The sequence below is a fragment of the Thainema salinarum CENA647 genome (assembly GCF_057732415.1).
The window spans coordinates 774,931-793,204 of the sequence record NZ_JBYJZJ010000022.1 but is presented as its reverse complement, the minus strand read 5'-3'; the positions used below and the strand labels follow the sequence as shown (position 1 = coordinate 793,204).

General features: G+C 48.0%; 17 protein-coding genes. 6 read left to right on the top strand and 11 right to left on the bottom strand.

The genetic code is table 11. From position 1 onward, the window contains the following. Nucleotides 1-59: 59 nt before the first annotated feature. The 3 genes from AC286M_RS10275 to AC286M_RS10265 all read right to left on the bottom strand — a co-directional run bounded on the left by AC286M_RS10275 (nucleotide 60) and on the right by AC286M_RS10265 (nucleotide 4,955). Nucleotides 60-1,715, bottom strand: a complete 1,656-nt coding sequence (locus AC286M_RS10275) for a hypothetical protein (RefSeq protein ID WP_488204292.1) — start codon at nucleotides 1,713-1,715, stop codon at nucleotides 60-62. 343 nt (nucleotides 1,716-2,058) lie between these two features. Next, on the bottom strand, nucleotides 2,059-2,871 hold the full coding sequence (locus tag AC286M_RS10270; protein WP_488204291.1) for a hypothetical protein: 813 nt from the start codon (nucleotides 2,869-2,871) through the stop codon (nucleotides 2,059-2,061). Nucleotides 2,872-3,206: 335 nt separating this feature from the next. Continuing rightward, nucleotides 3,207-4,955, bottom strand: a complete 1,749-nt coding sequence (locus AC286M_RS10265; protein ID WP_488204290.1) for an ABC transporter ATP-binding protein — start codon at nucleotides 4,953-4,955, stop codon at nucleotides 3,207-3,209. 334 nt (nucleotides 4,956-5,289) lie between these two features. Between AC286M_RS10265 and lptC the strand changes: the two genes are divergently transcribed. After that, nucleotides 5,290-6,432 (top strand): LPS export ABC transporter periplasmic protein LptC, encoded by a 1,143-nt coding sequence (gene lptC / locus AC286M_RS10260; protein WP_488204289.1) that lies wholly within the window; start codon nucleotides 5,290-5,292, stop codon nucleotides 6,430-6,432. 154 nt (nucleotides 6,433-6,586) lie between these two features. Here the strand turns inward: lptC and AC286M_RS10255 are convergent, their stop codons facing one another. The 3 genes from AC286M_RS10255 to AC286M_RS10245 form a co-directional block, all read right to left on the bottom strand. Next, on the bottom strand, nucleotides 6,587-7,915 hold the full coding sequence (locus AC286M_RS10255; RefSeq protein ID WP_488204288.1) for a D-alanyl-D-alanine carboxypeptidase: 1,329 nt from the start codon (nucleotides 7,913-7,915) through the stop codon (nucleotides 6,587-6,589). 221 nt (nucleotides 7,916-8,136) lie between these two features. Continuing rightward, nucleotides 8,137-8,313, bottom strand: a complete 177-nt coding sequence (gene rpsU / locus AC286M_RS10250) for a 30S ribosomal protein S21 (protein WP_488204287.1) — start codon at nucleotides 8,311-8,313, stop codon at nucleotides 8,137-8,139. 542 nt (nucleotides 8,314-8,855) lie between these two features. Next, complete coding sequence (locus AC286M_RS10245; RefSeq protein WP_488204286.1) at nucleotides 8,856-9,638, bottom strand: hypothetical protein; 783 nt, start codon at nucleotides 9,636-9,638, stop codon at nucleotides 8,856-8,858. A gap of 335 nt (nucleotides 9,639-9,973) precedes the next feature. Between AC286M_RS10245 and AC286M_RS10240 the strand changes: the two genes are divergently transcribed. Beyond that, nucleotides 9,974-10,222 (top strand): hypothetical protein, encoded by a 249-nt coding sequence (locus AC286M_RS10240; RefSeq protein ID WP_488204285.1) that lies wholly within the window; start codon nucleotides 9,974-9,976, stop codon nucleotides 10,220-10,222. An 80-nt stretch (nucleotides 10,223-10,302) separates the two neighbouring features. Next, entirely contained in the window at nucleotides 10,303-11,619 is a 1,317-nt protein-coding gene (locus AC286M_RS10235; protein WP_488204284.1) for a YcjF family protein, read from the top strand. A 237-nt stretch (nucleotides 11,620-11,856) separates the two neighbouring features. Here the strand turns inward: AC286M_RS10235 and AC286M_RS10230 are convergent, their stop codons facing one another. Further along, nucleotides 11,857-12,273: a response regulator gene (locus AC286M_RS10230; RefSeq protein ID WP_488204283.1), complete on the bottom strand. Its 417-nt coding sequence runs from the start codon at nucleotides 12,271-12,273 to the stop codon at nucleotides 11,857-11,859. Between the two features lie 438 nt (nucleotides 12,274-12,711). Between AC286M_RS10230 and AC286M_RS10225 the strand changes: the two genes are divergently transcribed. The 3 genes from AC286M_RS10225 (at nucleotide 12,712) to AC286M_RS10215 (ending at nucleotide 15,304) form a co-directional block, all read left to right on the top strand. Beyond that, entirely contained in the window at nucleotides 12,712-13,272 is a 561-nt protein-coding gene (locus AC286M_RS10225) for a DciA family protein (RefSeq protein WP_488204282.1), read from the top strand. 447 nt (nucleotides 13,273-13,719) lie between these two features. Continuing rightward, entirely contained in the window at nucleotides 13,720-14,034 is a 315-nt protein-coding gene (locus AC286M_RS10220) for a hypothetical protein (protein ID WP_488204281.1), read from the top strand. 538 nt (nucleotides 14,035-14,572) lie between these two features. Then, nucleotides 14,573-15,304 (top strand): DUF429 domain-containing protein, encoded by a 732-nt coding sequence (locus AC286M_RS10215; RefSeq protein WP_488204280.1) that lies wholly within the window; start codon nucleotides 14,573-14,575, stop codon nucleotides 15,302-15,304. 179 nt (nucleotides 15,305-15,483) lie between these two features. On the opposite strand, the gene hemC is transcribed toward AC286M_RS10215, so the two are convergent. The 4 genes from hemC to xth all read right to left on the bottom strand — a co-directional run bounded on the left by hemC (nucleotide 15,484) and on the right by xth (nucleotide 18,184). Beyond that, entirely contained in the window at nucleotides 15,484-16,443 is a 960-nt protein-coding gene (gene hemC / locus AC286M_RS10210) for a hydroxymethylbilane synthase (protein WP_488204279.1), read from the bottom strand. Nucleotides 16,444-16,624: 181 nt separating this feature from the next. Continuing rightward, nucleotides 16,625-16,948, bottom strand: coding sequence for a putative toxin-antitoxin system toxin component, PIN family (locus tag AC286M_RS10205; RefSeq protein WP_488208826.1), 324 nt, complete (start codon nucleotides 16,946-16,948; stop codon nucleotides 16,625-16,627). A gap of 104 nt (nucleotides 16,949-17,052) precedes the next feature. Continuing rightward, complete coding sequence (locus tag AC286M_RS10200) at nucleotides 17,053-17,277, bottom strand: hypothetical protein (RefSeq protein ID WP_488204278.1); 225 nt, start codon at nucleotides 17,275-17,277, stop codon at nucleotides 17,053-17,055. 121 nt (nucleotides 17,278-17,398) lie between these two features. Further along, entirely contained in the window at nucleotides 17,399-18,184 is a 786-nt protein-coding gene (xth, locus tag AC286M_RS10195) for an exodeoxyribonuclease III (protein ID WP_488204277.1), read from the bottom strand. Between the last annotated feature and the right edge of the window lie 90 nt (nucleotides 18,185-18,274).

Sequence of the window (18,274 nt, the reverse complement as noted above, 5' to 3'; positions counted from 1 at the left end):
CAAGTTGGACAGCTTTCGCTTTTGCAATAGCGTAGTCAATTTATTTTCGGTTACGTGTATTAATGATAAAAAGTGGTTGGGAAAACTTTCTTAGCCACATGACTCAGTAGAGCTAATATGCAAATCCAAGCTAATACATAGCATGGAAATAGATAACGCCAGAAGGGAAATGAATCTGGAATTAAATTACCCAATGCATACACACCACTAAAAACTGCAGGAATAATCCACTCAACACGGCGTGCAAACAATCCAATCAGCAACGTTAGCAACGAAAATCCATAGAAAATATAATGCTTAAACGTCCAGCTTAGTACTGGATGATCTAACATCCATTGCATAAAATGAGCGTAAGCTTTTTTGAATGAGGGCAACTGACTATTAAACTCGAGGTTAAGTTGCTGTCTTCGTCCTATTGCTAAACTTGGACCTCCAATACCGCCCCAATTCTGGTAAACGACCTTGGGAATTTGTAAAACATAAGAGAAATTGCAAGATTTGTGATTAGCATAAGCAGATGGATACCTTAGCATCATATTAGCTGCCTTCCGCATAATAAACTTAGGTTTTGCCAAAATAACCTCTTCCTTATCGGCTAGCCTGATGTTACGGAGCCAAAGCTGAGGAAATCGACAGTTAAAACCTTCGCCCATCAAAATTTGAAATGTTCCCGATCCGAAAGCCGTATCAATAGACTGTTCTTCTATTTGCATTTCTGCTGTACTGATTTTAGAGCCTGCTCGATGAATAGTGCCTATATACTGGCTTAAGAAAACATAGCTTGCTGGAGATGTTCCAGTAACATTGGGACTTAACTCAATTAACTTAGCTGGAATAATTAACAAAGTTATAATCAGCGGAATTGACTTGATGACTCCACGAATTTTTTTCTGTTGCCATGCCAGGCAAATAACATATCCAAGCGGAATCACAGCTAATAAAATCGCTTCACGCCGAAATGCAACTGCAATCGATAAACAAATAACAGATAGAAAAACCGATGACTGGCTTTTGAGGCGGGATGCTCGAATAAGAAAAGCTGCCGCTAACATTACAAAGGATGCCATTGAGGTATTCGAGATTGCGGCGTTCGAATATAGCCAAAGCTGGGGAATAAGAGAAACAATCGCTGTGCTAACTAAAAATAATCTTTGGTTTTGTATAATTTGCCAGAGTAAATAAAACGTTGACGACCAAAAGCCGAAACCTTGTAATCCAGTAAATAAGCTTGGGTTTTTGACCATTTTCTGCGTAAGATGCATAGTCATCGCCAAAACAGGGGGATGCCATACATCGTAACGATTTTCTAGTGCTTGTTCCCAAGCTGTGGTCGCATCATAAGACATAATACCTGGATAGAATACTAGAACCCAAAATGTACTTAGGCTGATGGCTAGCGAAATGATATAAACCAGCAATATACGCTTATGATGGTCAATCCTATATGCCCATAAACAATAAGCACTAATTAAAAGGCTGCTGAGAATTAGCCATTCTAGAAGACCAAATAAAACGGCTATAGTAATAATTAAAAATCGAGATGGTTGGAATGTGGATGAGAATAATAATCCCTCTTCCGAAAAGATATTGAGCCAAACTGAAAAATTAAATAGCGTTGGAATCAAACTAAGTAAGCAAAAAACTACAAAAGTTTTCGCTTTTTTTTGCAGCAAAGAATATAGATAATTCACAGTATTTGGCTGATCGAATTGCATTGATTGATTAAGCTATATATCTATAGTAAATGTGTTGTTGTCGATACATTCCCGTCTGCACCTCCTATAGCTATATAGCTTGCAGACTGATCCTCAGATTTTGATTGTATCTCCATGAGGGTAAGCCCATCCAGGAATAAAGTTTGATTAAAAAATATAATTGTATTTCTTGCTGCAAAACCATGATCAAAGTTTATATATCAGGCGCATTTAAGTAAATAGGCCAAGATACAAGGTGATTCGGATCATTCTGAAGTCAAACAAATTTGGCTAAAGGCTACTAGCGCGCAGTATAGCTTCTTCCCAGTCATCTTCTTTTTTTGGCACCGCTAGGTTTTGTCATCTAAATTTGCGAAAGAACTTCTGTGCCAGCGATGTGGCCAAAAATATGTTCTGAATAGTGACTGATGGCAGGATTTGAGAGGAGCTGGAGATAGGTTGGATCGGTGGCAAAGTGCTGCCAACGATCGCACACGCTCATTTCTTGGGCACGTCCCTGCAAAGCTTGCCCATCAAACGAACTGCCGCCGCCTTGGGACTTAACCTGTTCCAGTCCTGCGTCGGAGAATGGGATGTTTAGTTGAGCCGCAACGGTTTGACGGTAGGCTGGGCTGCGAAACCATTCATTGTAGTTTACGAAGATGGTGGAATCATCCAAAAACTGGCTCTCCCTCACAAATTCTTGTGCATATTCCAACCACAAATCGACCATGCTGTGGGCAGGAGATTTGACTTTAATAAATCCCTGTTTGAGGCGGCTGGCAAATAGGTTGAACGGATCGCGCAGAATCAAAACGGTAGTTGTTTGGGCGCTGCGGCCTAGATAGAGGTCATGATGAGCCGTGGTTTTAGAGGTAACAATATCGCTTAGGCGATAGTCCTCATAGGAATAAATTAATGCATCTTTCGGCGTGAAATTGCCCCAAGCCTCTGGCTTGAGATGATCTTTGGGGTAGTGCTGATACAAAACCCGATAGGGATTTTTATCGGGCCGAATGTTGTTCAAATGCCAGATGTTACCAGACAGCTGATGGCGTATCCAGTTAATAATGGCATGATTTCCGCTGCGACGCAGGCCTAAAACTCGAATTTCTCGCTGATTGACAACCTGCTCAAGGCTAGGGGCTTGCAGTGTTAGCCGGATCTGATCTCGCATCCAATACGGCAGTTCTCGTGGGACGGTTTGCCGATAGTAATTTAATTTGTGCAATAACGAAACCATACTGCGCCAATGATAGTGGTCTAGATCAGTTTGCCCGTCGTATACCAAATTTGCTCATGGAAACCAGTCATCTGCACCCGCACTCACCGTAAATTGTCATACAAAATCTGCTACCAAAATAAGCAATAATCTTCAGTGAAACCCATTCTAAGCGGAGCTTTCACCAAAGATTATTGAGCTGCTACATAGTTGAACTTGCTCTACAGAGCAAGAACCAAACAACAAGAGCTTTAAAGTGTAATTTTGGAGATTCAGTGCAAGATGCGGGTTTACTGCAAAATTTCTTCGAGCTTGTGCTGCTCCCAGAGGGATTGGTATAGCCCCGGTTGGCTAACGAGTTCAGTATGAGAGCCTGATTGGACAATTTGACCAGCCTCCATGACCAAAATGCGATCGGCGGTGGCGGCGGCAGACATTTGGTGGGTAATAAACAGTACGGTTTTGCGCTGTGTGCCTGTGGACAAGTTATTGAGGATACGGGTGGCAGTTTGGTTGTCGACGCTGGATAAAGCATCATCCAAAATCAGGATGGATGAGTCCACAAGTAACGCACGGGACAAAGCAGTGCGCTGACGCTGACCTCCCGATAGAGTGATGCCGCGTTCTCCAACGATGGTCTCGTATTGCTTTGGAAAATTGAGAACTTCTTCATGGATTTGCGCTTCTTTGGCGGCATGTTCTACGTCTGTTTGGAAGGCTAAGGGGTCGCCGTATCGGATATTGTCTTTAATTAATGTGCTGAACAGAAAGCTGTCTTGGGGAACATATGCGATCGCACGTCGCAGATCCTGGAGCCGAATACGGGTCACGTCAATCCCGTCCAGAAAGAGTTGACCTGGTTCAATATCCAGTAAACGCGGTAAAGCATTAGCTAGAGTCGATTTACCGGAACCGATTGGGCCAACAATAGCAATGGTTTCACCGGGATTGAGTGAAAAATTGACTGAGAGCAAAGCCGGTTCGGCAGCATCGGGATAGGTATAGGTCAACTGTCGTGCTTCTAGTCGTCCGGATACATCTTCCAACGGTAAATCGATGGCATCTGGTTCATTTTTAATTTGCGGTTGAGCGGTCAGAATAGCTTCTACTCGATCAATACTGACCTCACCACGCTGATAAGCCGTAATCGTGAAGCCGAGCAGCGCAGTGGGGAAGACGAGCTGCTCGACATAAATTAGCAGCGCAACAAAGTCACCCACAGAGATTTGCCCTGTAGAGATGGCTCCAGCTCCTAACGCCAGCAGAATCAATAAGCTGATGCTGGCTAGTCCGCCCAGCAGGGGAAATAGCGTATTGCGAGTTTTGGCCAGTGCTAGGTTTGCCCCCAGTAATTTCTGATTCCGCTGGTGAAAGGCGCGGCGTTCGTTTTCTTCTTGAGCATAAATTTTGATCAGCGGCATACCGCTCATATCTTCCTGGATCAAATCACTCAAGTCTGATAGACGTTCCTGCACATTGAGCTGCTCTGAGCGCAGTTTGTGGCTAAAGGCTTGCACCAGAATCAGCATGATGGGGTAAATCACAATCGCTGCCAGGGTCAAGCGCACGTTGATAAACAGCATGGCAGGTAGTCGAATCGCATAGGCAAAGATGGTGTTGGCCAAACTTAAGACGGCAAAGCCGACCAGCCGTCGAATATTATCCACGTCGCTGGTGGCGCGACTGATTAACTCCCCGGCTGTATTGCGAGCGAAATAGGCCGGTTCAAGGGTCAACAAGTGGCGAAAAATCTTTTGCTTGAGGTCAAACTCGACCTGTCGCCCCACGCCAAACAACACAATGCGCGAGACCATTCGGAAACCCAGCATGATGGTTGCCATCACCAAAATCTGCACGACATAGCGCAAAACTTGGTTGAAGTCGAACGTCACTTGGAGTTCATCAACGCTGTCTCGAATGATCAAGGGAATCCAGGTGCCAAGTCCATTCACGGCAAACAGGCATAGGATTCCGATTGTTTCTAGTCTCCAGTGGGGGCGCAGGTAGGTGCCTAGTTTATGCAGTTGAGAACGAGCCATACTGAATCGAAAATCGGTTTTGTGATGGAAGCCTTGTCCCATCCTAGACGACAATCTATGAGACACTGCTGATGTTTCGTCTCATAACTTATCTCCCAGCTTAGAAGAGGTGACGAGTTGCCGTGACTTGGTAGCCAATTCCCTCTATTGGTTTGTCAACGTTGTTTTGGTGGTTTTTGATGGGTTTTGATGATTGATATGCCGCGCAAAGCGTGATGTATCAACCATCAAAACTGATTTGACACAGCACTACTGGGCTTTAATGCAAAATGATGTTCATGAAACGTCCGTGTCAGAATAGTCATGACACGGTCTACATAAGGACGAACGTCGAATGAAGAATGGCCAATGGACGCGCCCTATCGGGGTATGCCTCGCCATCACTCTGATTGGGGGTGGCTTGGTAAGTTGCGATCGCAGAAATCGGGCCGCCGATCAGATTGCGGAAGATAGCTCAGCAGTGCAGGAACAAACCAGCAATCTGACCTTTGAGAACATCACCTTAAGCCAGTCCGACGAAGCAGGCAACCCGGTTTGGAGTATTAAAGCAGAAGAGGCCAATTACAGCCCTGACCAAAAGATTGCCACGGTAACCAATCCCATCGGCGATCTGCTACAGGATGGCGAGAAAATTTACAACGTAGAGGCCAAAACCGCCGAAGTTCACCAGGATGGAGAGGTGATCTATCTGCGCGGTGACGTAGTGGCCACGGATACGCGCGACGGAGCCGTGCTCAAGGGAGAAGAACTGGAGTGGCGACCACAGGAGAATGTCATCTTTGTGCGGGGCGGAATCCAGGGCACTCATCCCAAAATGAATGCTTCGGCTCAAGAAGCCAAGGTGATGACGCGCGATCGCACGATGGAAATTACTGGCAAAGTAATTGCGACAACCAAAGATCCGAATGTTCGTCTACAAAGCGAAAAGATTTTGTGGAATTTGCAAGCTGAAACGGTTGTGAGTCCAGTCCCAATCAAGGTGGAACGCTATGAAGGCAATCAAATTATTGATACGGTGACGGGAAAACAGGCCGAAGTCAAGCTGCAAGAAAATTTGGTCAGAATCACGGAGGATGCGCTGCTGACATTAAGGGAGCCGCCGGTGCAGGTTTCCAGCAACAATATGTTTTGGAATTTGGGTAAAAATACAATCGTCAGCAATCAGCCAATCCGCATCGTGCATCAAACCGAAGGAGTCACGCTCACGGCTGACACCGGTCGCATGGATCTGGAGCAAGAAATTGTCTATCTCAGTCAAAATGTGCAGGCTGTGGGCCAACGAGATGGCTCTCAGCTCAATGCCAACGAGCTAACCTGGATCATTCCGACCCAGCAGGTTAACGCCAGAGGCAATGTCCGCTATCGGCAAACCGATCCGCCATTTAATCTAAGGGGCGATCAGGCCGTGGGCCGTCTAGAAAATCAAACGGTCGTGGTGCGCGGTGGCCCAGTGATAACGGAGATTATTCCTCAGTAACCAGTCAAATCCCAAGAGCAACAAGCGGGCTAAGCCCGCTTGTTGCTCTTGGGGTGAAGTTATAGCTGTAGTCAGCTCTGTTAGGATACGGACGTTTTTGTGGTGCGGCAGAGAGTACTACAAAAACGTCCTAACCAACATAGCTATGGTGGTTTTAAATGACCTGATTGCGGCTAGCAGCGCCGAGCTGCTCAGATTCTGGTAGGGCTGACGGTGTGATGTCTTGGGGGAGAGGTTGGGCGGCTCCCCAATGCTGGGTGAGCGCTTGCAATAGCTGATCTTGACGTGCCCGCAGGTCTTCTATGTTGGGGCCCTGGTTAAAAATGGCAAACCAAACCAAACCGCGATCGCGGGTGGGCAGCACTCCCGCCAAAGTACACACTCCATTAAGAGTACCGGTCTTAACTGTGGTCGCAGTCGGCATGCTGCGATAGTCCAACGTGCCACCATCGCGACCAAAAACTGGAAATAGATCGGCCACGTTGAACTCAGTGTCTTCCAAAATGAGCTGGATGGCACGGAACATTTGCACAACTGCGATCGCAGAAATTTGATTTTCTTGTCCCAAGCCGGAACCATTGATCAGCCGAATTTGATCAACTGAAACGCCAGAGGCTTGAGCCGCTTTGCTGGATACCGCAGTCGGGCCACCAATGAGACGGGCAATCTGTTCCGACATCTCATTGTTGCTGTAGATGTTCATCGACTTGAGGATGGCAAACAGCGACAGCGATTTATGGCTGACTAGCGGCTTGACAGATTGCAAAATTGGCGCAGAAGGAGAAATGACTTGAATGCCGCCGTTAATGACGATGCGAGGACGGGGCGTATTGGGCGGCAGCGTTGCAAACTGCTGCTCAGCTTCCCATTCCCACTGATCAGCGTTAATTGCCTGCTGGAGCCACTGGCCGGATTGAGCCGGATCTGGGCTGAAGTTCATCGTGAAGGCGGGCGTAACCAGTAAATTACCGTTGACCTGCTGAATACCAGCATCCTGGAGCGCATTGCCCAAGGCAATCCCTTCTTCCCATACAAACAGCGGATCGCCTTGGCTGAGAACAACTAAGTCCCCCTGTAGAACACCATCTTGCACTGGGCCAGTAGCGGCAATCACGGTTTCAAAACGATGGTTGGGATTCCACGTCGCCAGTGCTGCCAGCGTAGTGGCAACCTTAGTCAACGAGGCCGCTGGCAGGGGACTAGTGGCTTGATGCGCAGCAATTGGAGCCGAGCCGATTTGCACTAAAACGCTCTGACTACCGACTGGATTACCTGCGGTATTAAGAGATTGTAGATACTGAGCCACAATTTGCTTGGCTTGCGGATCGGGGCGCTGTACGGCGACCTGAAAGGCTGTATCTGACCAGGCATCTAAACTATCGACGGTTTCTGTCCAGACGGTTTTGTCAACAGGATTGAGGCGCTGCACGTCTCCAATCCCTAACCCCAGCACTGCTAGTGCGGTGGCGAGCAAGTCCAGCACAGTGGCCTCCTTTCAGTCACAGGTAACATGATCCACAAACAAAAAATGCAAGCGCGATCGCACTCGCCTCAAAGCCTAATCTATTTTGCCAAAAGTGACTACTGAAGTGTGATGTTGTTAGATGGGACGCCAGCATTAAACACAAGCACAAACAGCCAAAAGAGCTTCACCCACTGGGAAAAGCTCTTTCGGTGATTCAACTTAGCTAAACTGCAAGTGGTTTAGCGATAACGCTTCTTGCGGCGAGCAACGGCCTTACGCTTACGCTTTTCTTGGGGCGTTTCGTAATGACGACGACGCTTCACCTCTGCGAAGATGCCGGCCTTTGAGACCTGACGCTTAAAGCGTCTCAGTGCAGATTCAATTCCTTCGTTTTCGCCAACAACAACTTGAGTCATAAGCATTCACTCCTAATTAACTTATGTCTACGGTTAACAACAGTTTGTAACTGAAATCAAAAACTCGGGATGACACTCCCCGCGATCGCACCTAAGCGATGCGATATTAGACCACTTGTTCTCCCGGAGCATACATCAAGCATGCGTAAACGCTACACACGCAGAACGCTTCTCTAGGAGCAGTGGATAAGTAAAAGATTGTGGCTGTCTAGGGCTTGTCCAACTAAGCAGTCGCGCATATCTTGGCCATCAGCTTCCGCTTGGATGCTGACTGTCGCTGCTTAGTGACCTCATTCATGAACTGACGATTTTGCGCTCACCCCCAGACATTGACCGAATTGTGAAAAGCCTACTTACTTTAGCAGAATTTGCGAATGCTTTTACCAGCGTTAACATTCGCTCTAAAATTGCCCACCCTGCGGGTAGACTCTGTTTCTAACCTAACACACCATCTGGCAACCTTGAGAACTGCAATCGCAGTTCTCGACACTACACCAAAATCATTGCACCAACGTCATTACAGCAGATTCCTACAGCGAACTTTATAGCAGCCACTCCAGCCCAATTCCGACCATACTGTCTCGTCCGTGGGTGGAATTTTGCTTCTGGATGTCGGCAGAAAGCCGCAGGTGCTGCGTGAGAGCGTATCCAACCGAAATGGAGGTCAGTCCCACTTCTTGACTTGTGCCCACATCTACCCAGCTTTGGGATAGCGAAATGTCTGCAGCTCCGGTACGGGATAGAGCCAGCATCAGCCGGATACCGACATTGAGTCCCTCTTCGGTGTAGTCGTCCGTTTCCAAATATCGATAGCCGACCAGAGGAGCCACATTAATATAGCGGCCCAGCGGTCGGACAAAGTAATGCAGATCTGCGCCATAGGAGGTGCGATCGCGATCAAAGGCCGCTTGGTAGTCGGCACTGACGGTGAGTCCCGTACGACCGATGAACACATCTTCAACGCCTAGGTTAAAGCCGCTGGCCTGGTCGGTCGAGGGAAACTGCACATAGCCGAATTTCAACCGAGTACGAAAGCTGGGATCATGGCAAATCTCGTCTGCAATATCCGGCGGATCAGCCAACCATTCCTGCAGCACCGGACTGTTCTCGTAAATGTCTGGATCAAGGTCGAACGCGTCTGCGGGTGAGGTCGAGGCTGGACTAGATGAATCGGCTGGTTCTTGTTGGTTCGCGGCTTGACTGTCCATGAATTCGGCGAGCGGAAGCGGTGGCTGCCAAATTGAGTAGGTTTGAGAAGAAACTGATTCAGCGGCAATCGGTTGTGCGATCGCAGCGGTTGAACGGCTCAACCATAGGCTGTTCAACCACAACCCCAGACTAAGTAAGCAGGCGCTTGTCGTAACTGAGCAAAAGTTAGGCATTAGATTCAGTGTATGACTCCATACAGATTCTCCATGCAGATTCTGAATGTCAGGCCAGCCATAAAGTTGCTCAATCTACCCAAATCTATCGATTGTGATAAGGAATACGGGTCAAACGGTAGGTGAAAAGCAGAGCAGCAGTTCTTATTGTGAAACTGTTCATCGTGTTTGTCTGCATCATGATGTGTCTGCTATGTATCTGCATTGCGTCAGACGATGCGCTAATCGTTCACGGTAAACAAAAATGACTAGTTATGATCAGCGAGCTACTGCTTAATATGTCACACAACAATCCCAATCCGAAGCCAAACTCCACCTCCAACTCGGTAAACAAAGCTCAAGATCAACAGGTTGATCAGATCAAAAAAGAGCTAGACGAGAAGACGGTCGATACCCAGGATTTAATCTACAACCAGAGAATACCAGAAAATCCGCGCGAAGCCGTTCATAATCCCAGCGTGGTGCCTGAAACCTTTAGCGACTCGCGTGCGCTTCGTTCTGATCTTCGTCATGACGATGAGGAATAGGATGCGTCTGATTCAGCTCTAGCACAGCCAAACTGACCATTTTTTGACAACTTCCACTTTTTTACTGTTTTTATACCGCTATGGATAGCTCTGTTTATTCCGAATACTCTGATATCAATTCAGACGCCGCATCCCAAGCCCAGGCCCAAGAGAATGCTAAAACTGGGCCGCAAGCTCATGCCCAGTCTCGCGATCGCAAACCAACGACGCCGTTTGAGCAACTCGCACAGATGGGCGAAACTGCGATCGCAACCACAATAGCCCTTGGTGAAGTGGTGGGCAAATCGGTTTATGATGCCACTCAACCCGTTTCAGGCACTTTGACGGAATGGGGTGAATTGGCCAACCAACAGGTTTATCAATTAATTGACTGGGCTGCTGAAGGAACAGGGCAAGCCGTAACCGCTGTCGGTCAGTTACCCTTCGCCGATCGAGTCGCAGGCTTGTTTCGGCTGGACTGGTTAGTGGACAGTGGCGAAAAGGTGAATGCGCGTCAGGCTAAGCAGGCCGTCGAGGATCTTCAGCAACAGTATCCCAACGAATCGGCCTTGGAAATTGCCCAGCGCATCATGAATCAGAAAGCTGTGGTTGCAGGCGGTACCGGATTCACCAGCAGCTTGATCCCAGGGGTGGCAGTTGCCTTGCTAGCAATTGATCTAGCCGCAACCACTGCCATTCAAGCGGAAATGGTTTATCAAATTGCTGCCGCCTATGGGTTCGACCTCAAAGAACCCGCGCGGAAGGGAGAGTTAGTTTTGGTAATAGGGCTGGCGATGGGCAGTACCAACATCGTCAAAACTGGTTTAGGGATCTTCCGCAATATTCCACTGGCAGGCCCCGTGATTGGAGCCAGCACAGATATTGCGGTGCTTTACACGGTGGGCTACGCTGCCTGCCAATACTATGAGATGAAGCAGAAGCTGGGTTCTACACCCACGCCTGCGGATTTACAAACAATTCAATCTGACAGTGCAGCCTACTGGGCAACGACGCTGGAACAGCAGGCCATTATCGACCAAATTCTGACTCACATGTATTTGGCCAGCCAACCCGATAAAAGCTGGCCAGCGGTCGTCGCAGGTTTGCACCAATCATCCAACAATTTAGACTTGTCGGCTGATATTGCTCAACATTTGGAACAACAAGTTCCACTTAATCAACTGCTCGATCAGCTACAACCTGAGTTTGCCCTGCCAGTTCTGTCGCGCTGCTATAACATGGCCAAGGCACATGGGCGGGAGATCACTCATGAAGAACAAACAATTCTGAATCAAATCGCGGTTCGGTTTAACCTAGAGGCATTTCTGACGGATGCGATCGCAGATACAGCAGATACAGACGCAGGCGCTAACACAAGTACAGGGACAGTTCCACCCTCACCCATTGGGCCTAATTAGACTTGGATTCAACTCGGATTCGGCCTCCAGCCTCCAGTCCAACCAGACATATAGCGGTTCTAGTTAAGAACGAGAGAGGAGAGTGCCTCATCCTGAGGCACTCTCCTCTCTCGTTATCTCACTCTTAACTGGAATCACTATAAAACTAATGCGCCGCTCATAATGAGCGGCGCGTTGATTGGTTTATCGTCTGATGATTCATGCAACACATATTGGCTGGATTAAGTAGCTGGCCTTTTAACCGGTCCAAGCATTTGTTTGAGTATTGCCAAGCTCAATGATCAAATCCAGTAGTTCTTGGGTGTCCGTCTCTTTGTCGCAGAAGGCATCGTACTCTGCCTCTTGCAACATCTGTTCCAGGGATTTACCTGCTAAAGATGAGTAAGCAATAATCTTCGCGTTCGGCTGAATTTGCCGAATCAAATGGGATGCACTTGGCCCATCCATGACGGGCATCTGCATATCCAGTACAACAACATCTGGCCGACACTGCTGGACCAGTTCAACGGCCTCTTTTCCATTTTTGGCCATTCCAACCAAGTTTGTGGGCCCACGCTGCTTAATTGCTAGCTTTAGGCTCAAACGAGTTAGGTCGTGATCATCTGCGATCACCACACTGATCGGGCGGGTCGAGACTGATTTGTAAGACAACATTACACTTAACTTGGGCTTATGCGGGAACTAACTTGGGCAGGGCTGGATGGTCATTTAACAATCGAACCCTTCGGTCTGGTTGAATCAACTAATTGTCGGTTTACATATTTCGTTAACACAGCCTGCATCAACGAAACCGATATGTAACCTGGTTTATTAACGGATCTTTGTTCAGCCTGAGCTCAAATTTTTTTGACCTGAGGTAGCCGATCATATTTTGATTGTAATTTCTTATGTATCAAGCATAACCGTCTGCTCAGCATAATCTTCTCTGCCATTTGGAGGATCTGCGATCGCAAATCGTATGAATTTCTCATAAAGCTAATCAGCAGCAAACGAAGGTCGGCTCTGACTTCTGACTTACGTCGCCTTTGCTTAGACTGTGTTACAGTTTTGGGTCGAAGTCACTAGTCACACCCTTCAGGTTTATCTCGTCCTATGGCGCTGCAATCGCTCCAGCGTTTGATGAAGCAAATTGAACAGCAAAAAGCTTGGCGATCGCAGCAGGTGTTTCGCCAGATCACATCTCGCTGGGCCGAATTAGTTGGCGATGCCGTTGCTCTACAAACGCGTCCCACAAGCTTACAGAATCAGGTGTTACAGGTAGCCGTAGCCAATGCATCTTGGGCGCAGAACCTCATGTTTGAGCGACGACGGCTCATGCAAAAAATCAATACAGAGCTGAGCTTGAGCCTGCGTGATATTCGATTCTCGACAGCACAGTGGAATTCATCCACTGGAACAAACACGCCGATGAACGAATCACTAAAAGTATGGCAGCAGCACCCCAGCCGCATTTCGGATCAGTCCAACCCGTCTGAGGCCCACGTTCTAACAAACGCAGTGACCGATCCCCGTGAGGTATTTGAGCGATGGGCCAAACAGGTACAGCTGCGATCTCAGTCTCTGCCGCTTTGCCCTCAATGCAACTGCCCAACGCCCAAAGGTGAGCTAGAACGCTGGTCAGTGTGTTCACTTTGTATTACAAAGCGATGGTAAGCACTCTAATAGCTCGTTACATTTCAACAGAAATCACAGAAAAAATGGCTGCTATTTGGATGCAATCTATGCCAAATGACAGATGAAATTATGATTAGCGGCATGGGAAATCTACGGTTTAAAAGGGAACTCTTTATAGAGAGCAACGTTGTTAGTACGGATCAGTTCGCAGCAAAGCTCGACGACAGCAAATAAAATATTCTGGAATGAGCTAGCCTCAATTTTTGTTGATCCCCAATATATTTTTGCCCAAACTCTACCTGTTTTCTCCAATTAGAGAATGCAATTGTTCTTTACATGAAAATAAAGAGATCATAAAAGAGTTTTCTTAGGAAAAACGCCTGAAATCCTTGCTCCATTTGATTTTTGAAGCCTGAATGAAGCAATGGGGATCACTAGAAATCGCAGACAATCAAAATTGAAATTTATGCGCTACGCACGAAAACCATGAGGAACTTCGATTCTAATTCTTCCGTATGTCGATACTGTGGTTGTTATACCCCGGAAGGACGTAGAGGGGGGTATTGCCAACAGCTCGATGTACCCGTTCAGGGAGAATGGAAGTCCTGTCCGTTAGCGATCCCACCGTTTGCACCCACCTGGGAAGCTCTGATAGCAAACTGCGATAGCTGGGACGTCAAGGTATTGCCGCTGTCGAGATCGCATGAGAAAGAGGCAGTTCCGGTCAGCGCCACCATGACGGATGCTGTTTCACCGCGATCGCGGTTCTCAACTCCATATTCATCGAGTGACGTTGCCTAGCAAAGCAGGATGAGCGATAGAAGCTAGCGTTTGGCAACTTTTTATTCTGTAATTTTCGCGCTCACGGCCTCATACATAATTGCCTTCTGCACGCAGACATGCGGTGTAGAAGGCAATTTTCGTGATGTAAAACACATGTGATGAAACGTCCTACAGTGATTGAGTTGTGGCTCGTTTAGGCGTGTTCAACATGTAGAGCAACCTCTCAAAACTAGCCAACTTGCTTCGGGTAATCTAGCGACAAGCTAACATTGCTCTTTTGTGTGAAACGGCACCTATAGCCTGACGGAATTAGGACAGATAGTTTTTGAGAAGCCGCGCAAAGCGCGGCTTCTCAAAAACTATAGTGGTTCCAGTTAAGAGTGAGAGAACGAAAGAGGAGCGTGCCTCATCCTGAGGCACGCTCCTCTTTCGTTCTTATCTAAAACCGCTATATCTGTCTGGTTCTAAGCGCATAGCGCTATACAAGGAGGAAACATATAATCAGCGAACGTAGTGCGATTGTCGAGCGAGCTTTTTGAAATTTATCGGGATTGATTTGGGGTGGACTTCAGGGGCTAGCGGTTTATGCTGCCTAGAACTCCAGCCCAATTATGTTGAAGACGGTTTGCATCTGGTTGACTTGCGGTGCCTAACCGATATGGCAGATATCTTGGCTTGGGTAGATGCGATCGCACCTGCCAGTGAACCCGCTCTAATTGCCGTTGATGCACCGACGATTATTCCTAACTCTACAGGCATGAGACTGCCAGATCGCCTAGCTCATCAGCATTTTGGCAAATATCACGCTGGCTGCTATCCCGCCAATTTAGGGCGTCCCTTTGCTGAGCGCACCACTGGATTAGGCCACAGTTTAGAGCAGCGTGGTTTTGTGCATGCACCAAGGATTACCCCCCAGCAGCTTGGGCGCTACCAAATCGAAGTCTTTCCCCATGCCGCCATGATCGGCCTGTTTGGGCTAGAGCGCATTCTAAAGTACAAGAAGGGGCGTTTAGCCGAACGGAAGATTGGGTTAACTCAATTGCGCGATCGCATTTTCAACGACTTACCCACCCAAACTCCCAAACTAAATCTCACCCATACCAACTGGGCCAAAATTCCCAAAACGGGCAAAGCCTTGAAAGACCTAGAGGATCGCCTCGACAGCATTATTTGCGCCTACATCGCTGCCTACTGGTGGGTTTGGGGCCTTGAGCGTAATCTCGTCCTCGGCAACCTTGAATCTGGTTATATCGTTGTCCCAACCAACACGGGATCAGGCTCGTTGTAGCGATTGAAGCTGTAGCCATATTGGTTAGGACGTTGTTATGGCGCGGCGATGCCGCGCCATAACAACGTCCTAACCAATATGGCTATCGCTGTATATACAAAATATTGACATGATAAAAGGCCGCGCATTGCGCGGCCTTTTATGGTTATAGAAACTAGCCAATTAGCTGCACTGAATAACTAGCTGCGCTGAATCTCAGCCAGGATTGCGTCTAGAATTTCTTGAGCCCCTTCAGCCTTGAGCTGATTAGCGAGTTGAATCCCCAAGGATTCTGCTTCCGCTGGAGTACCAGACACAGTACCTTTGACGAGTTGCTTGCCGTCTAAGCTAGCCACAATGCCAGTTAGAGTCAGCGTATCACCTTCAATCGCGGTATTCACACCGATGGGAACTTGGCAACCGCCTTCGAGCACCCGCAGAAAGGAACGCTCTGCAGCGCAGCGCTGAGCAGTGGGTTCATGCTGAATAGCTTTCAAGAGATCCAAAATTTCAGGATCATCGGAGCGGCACTCGATGCCCAGTGCGCCTTGGCCAACAGCATGTAGGGACACTTCCGGTGCTAGAACCTGATGAATGCGATCGCGCATTCCTAACCGCTCTAAACCTGCGTAAGCTAGGATCAGCGCATCATATTCACCTGCATCCAGCTTGGCGAGGCGAGTATTGAGGTTGCCGCGCACGTCTTTGAAGGTGAAGTGGGGATAGTGGTGGCGCAGTTGAGCCAGACGGCGCAGAGACGATGTCCCGATTACGGCACCTTCCGGCAGCTTATCGATCTGCTTGTCTTCGAATTTGCTGTGAACCACCAAGGCATCAGCCGGGTTTTCGCGCTCGGTGACGCAGCCTAGCATCAAGCCTTCGGGTAAGTTGGTCGGCAAATCTTTGAGGGAATGGACGGCAAAGTCGATGCTGCCCTCCAGCATGCCCAACTCTAGCTCTTTAGTAAATAAACCTTTGTCGCCAATTTTGGCCAAGGCAACGTCGAGGATTTTGTCGCCTTGGGTGCTCATGGTTTCGATTTCGAATTTGCGATCGGGATAGCATTCCTGCAAGCGATCGCGCACCCAATGGGTTTGCACCATAGCCAACTGGCTTTTCCGAGAACCAATGCGAATCGTGCGGGGAGGACTAGCAACCATTAGTGACTTTGACTCAATTTGACTAAAACAGGATACAAAAATCGATCAATCAAGGCGCTGAATGAACTTGTTGAATTCACTCACAGATATCCAGCTTACCGTAGGGAGGATACCCTACCGATCAGCGGCTTAGAAATCGGTAACAAATCTGTAATGTTCAGCGGTAGATGCGTTGCTGGTGTCATTTAGATAAACGTTCTAAGAAAGACTGAACACCCAACAGCTCAATGTTGTAGATTTCCATTGCTGTTCTCAAACTGTCATCTGCTCTCAAGTCGTTATCGCCAGATACAATGATTTCGGCTTGACCATCAATGGCTGTAGCCAATACAGGTAGATCTTTAGGATCGCGGCAATTAGGCGGAACTGTTAACAGTTCTACCCATACGACACGATACTTCAACTGTCGTTCTAAGCGAACGGCTTGACTTGAATCAATTCGTTCTCTCAGACGAGGGCGATTCCAAACAAGATGGAGTTCCTCCATGAGTGGTTGGCTCATCACCAACTGAAATTTATCTTAGTCAAACGCTTCTAAGATAGGCAATGTAACTCGCCCTTTAAGCAAAATACGAATCCAAATGTTGGTATCAATGACTGTCCTTAGTCTCATACCGACTTGGATCGCTGGCGTACAACCTGAATTTCCGCCGCAATATCATCGTCCGTGATGTCGTCTACTGGAGGTTCGGCATACAGTTCTTGAATCAACGCTGCCAGATCCGAATGTAAATCGATCTCAACCAAAGCTTTGGCCACCCGTGCACGTTCATGGGGTTGCAGTTGCTGAACGGCTGTAATCAGTTGTTCTAACGCGATTGGGATCGATACCATATCAGCGACCTATGCTCTTTACTTTGATTGTAGTGCGATGGATTTCTCTGCTCTGGTTTCTTCACTAAATCAATCTGCGATCGCATTAACCCATGCTTAATCATATTAAGAGTCATCACATTTAATACTCGACGATGACGGGGGCGTGATCGCTGGGTTTCTCTAGTTTGCGGGGGGTAACGTCGATTGCGCAGGCTAGCGCTTTTTCATAGAGTGGGGCTGAGGCATAGTGATGGTCAATGCGCCAGCCGAGGTTGCGGCGGAACGAAGCGGCGCGGTAGTCCCACCAGCTAAAGTGGCCGCCGTCTTCGGTGAACTTGCGAAAGACATCTTGAAAGCCGAGCTGCAGCACGTTTTGCAGTGCCTCGCGTTCAGCGTCCGAGGCCATGATGTGCTTCTCTCGTTTTTCCGGATTGTGAATGTCTTTATCTTCCAGGGCAATATTGAAATCGCCGCAGACGTTGATCGGTTCGGGCTGGTCGAGTAGTACGCCTAGATACTGCTCCAGGGTTTTCAGCCAGCGCAGTTTGTAGTCATACTTATCGCTGCCGATGGAGGAACCGTTGGGCACATAGAGATTGACGATGCGTGTGCCGTTGGCGACTCCGGTGATGACTCGTTTTTGGGCATCAAACTCAGTGGCCGTTTCCGAAGGTGCGATCGCACTAAAGCCCATCTGCACATCACTCAGCGGTTCGCGGCTGACCATTGCCACACCGTTGTAGGATTTTTGGCCGAAAACGTAGAGGGAATAGCCCCGTTCTTCGAAGGGATCGCGCGGAAAATCATCGTCGATCACTTTGGTTTCCTGGAGACAGAGTACGTCTACCGGATTAGTGTCGAGCCACTCGGTGACATGCGCTAAGCGGGTTCGAATTGAGTTAACGTTCCAAGTCGCGATCTTCACGGTTTAAGCTGCCAAAAAACGCCCAGTCCTCAGGATAAGAGATACTGGGCGGATTGTGCCTTCGAAGTTTGGGTTTTGGAGTTGATTTTG